The following is a 2500-nucleotide window of genomic DNA, read 5'->3' on the forward strand; positions in this document are numbered from 1 at the left end:
GTGATCAATTGTAGTCTGCGCGGGCTGCTCTGGGATTTTCTAAAGTTGGTTGCGGGAGCAGGATTTGAACCTGCGACCTTCAGGTTATGAGCCTGACGAGCTACCGGGCTGCTCCATCCCGCGACACTTTAAGTGACCTATCGCTTACGCTACTTGAGGTCTTGTGTTGGTCTAGCGCCTATTCGGCTACTTGAGACCGGGTAGTGTTCTTTTCATCGTGTTTGAGAGACTGTGGGCTTTTTCTAGGTTTGGCGGTGACCTACTCTCCCGGGGCTTAAGCCCAAGTACCATTGGCGCGGCAGTGCTTAACTTCCGGGTTCGGGATGGGACCGGGTGTTTCACTTGCGCTATGACCACCAAACCGAGGAAAAGCCCATGTCGACTTTCTTGCTTTGCAAGAAAGCGACGAGGTGGCAGGCAGCGTCTTTTGCTTGCAAAAGGCGCGTTGCCACTCGGTTATATAATCAACCAACATCGCGGCTTGGCGCTGCGACGTTATCCAACTCAAGGTCAGTGTATGCTTTGGTCTTGTCTTTCCATTACTGGATCAAATCAAGCCTATCGGGCGATTAGTACCGGTCAACTGAACGCATTACTGCGCTTACATCTCCGGCCTATTGACGTGGTGGTCTTCCACGGCCCTCAGGGAGACCTTGTTTTGAGGGGGGCTTCCCGCTTAGATGCCTTCAGCGGTTATCCTGTCCGATCATAGCTACCCAGCACTGCCGTTGGCACGACAACTGGTCCACCAGTGGATCGTTCACCCCGGTCCTCTCGTACTAGGGGCAACTCCTCTCAAGTCTCCTACACCCACGGCAGATAGGGACCGAACTGTCTCACGACGTTCTAAACCCAGCTCACGTACCTCTTTAAACGGCGAACAGCCGTACCCTTGGGACCTGCTCCAGCCCCAGGATGAGATGAGCCGACATCGAGGTGCCAAACACTGCCGTCGATATGGACTCTTGGGCAGTATCAGCCTGTTATCCCCGGCGTACCTTTTATCCGTTGAGCGATGGCCCTTCCACTCGGGACCACCGGATCACTATGGCCGTCTTTCGACTCTGCTCGACTTGTCAGTCTTGCAGTCAGGCTGGCTTCTGCCATTGCACTCAACGAGCGATTTCCGACCGCTCTGAGCCAACCTTCGCGCGCCTCCGTTACGCTTTAGGAGGCGACCGCCCCAGTCAAACTACCCGCCACGCAGGGTCCCGGATCCGGATAACGGACCGCGGTTAGACATCAAGAGTGCGAAGGGTGGTATCTCAAGGGAGGCTCCACGGATACTTGCGTTTCCGCTTCAAAGCCTACCACCTATCCTGCACATCACAATCCTGATGCCAGTGCGAAGCTGTAGTAAAGGTGCACGGGGTCTTTCCGTCTAACCGCGGGAAGCCTGCATCTTGACAGGCAATTCAATTTCGCTGAGTCGATGTTGGAGACAGCGGGGAAGTCGTTACGCCATTCGTGCAGGTCGGAACTTACCCGACAAGGAATTTCGCTACCTTAGGACCGTTATAGTTACGGCCGCCGTTTACCTGGGCTTCAATTCAAGGCTCTCACCTCTCCTTTTAACCTTCAGGCACCGGGCAGGCGTCAGACCCTATACGTCGTCTTGCGACTTCGCAGAGCCCTGTGTTTTTAATAAACAGTCGCCACCCCCTGGTTTGTGCCCCCAGCCCCTAGTTGCCTAGGAACCGGGCCTCCTTCTCGCGAACTTACGGAGGTATTTTGCCGAGTTCCTTCAACATCGTTCTCTCAAGCGCCTTGGTATGCTCTACCAGTCCACCTGTGTCGGTTTAGGGTACGGTCTGATGGAGGGCTATTTCCAGGAACCACTCAGCAGCCCAATCAATCCGATAAGATTGAACTACACCTGTGATCCGTCACATCCTCCTGGCCTAGGAATATTAACCTAGTTCCCATCGCCTACGCCTTTCGGCCTCGGCTTAGGGGCCGGCTTACCCTGCTCAGATTAGCTTTAAGCAGGAACCCTTGGACTTTCGGCGAGAGTGTCTCTCACACTCTTTGTCGCTACTCATGTCATCATTCTCACTAGTGATCTCTCCACCGGATGGCTCACGCCCCGGCTTCATCGAAAGCCTCTCTCCTCCAATCTGCCCGAAGGCATGAAGGAGGAATGAGACTATGTCACACTACGCTCTGCTACCGATGCTTACGCATCCCTAGACTTCGGCTCATGGCTTGAGCCCCGTTACATCTTCGCCGCAGGACAACTTATTTAGACCAGTGAGCTGTTACGCTATCTTTAAAGGATGGCTGCTTCTAAGCCAACCTCCTGGTTGTTTTGGTCGTCCCACCTGCTTTCCCACTTAGCCATGAATTGGGGGCCTTAGTCGTAGGTCAGGGTTGTTTCCCTCTCCACTACGGACGTTAGCATCCGCAGTGTGTCTGCCATCTAGTACTCCCGGGTATTCGGAGTTTGGTTAGGATCAGTAAGCCTGTGGGGCCCCATTACCCATCCAGTGCTCTACCCCCC

1 tRNA gene and 2 rRNA genes (1 of these 3 cut by a window edge) are annotated in these 2500 nt (G+C 54.4%); all 3 read right to left on the reverse strand.

The window, feature by feature from the left end:
- Positions 1-46 precede the first annotated feature (46 nt).
- Positions 47-123: transfer RNA gene (locus ACRZ9U_RS20815), tRNA-Met, on the reverse strand.
- Positions 124-246: 123 nt separating this feature from the next.
- A 5S ribosomal RNA gene (gene rrf / locus ACRZ9U_RS20820) occupies positions 247-361 on the reverse strand.
- 187 nt (positions 362-548) lie between these two features.
- A 23S ribosomal RNA gene (locus ACRZ9U_RS20825) occupies positions 549-2500 on the reverse strand (it continues 875 nt past the right edge of the window).

It is taken from the genome of Ruegeria sp. D7 (genome assembly GCF_056534355.1).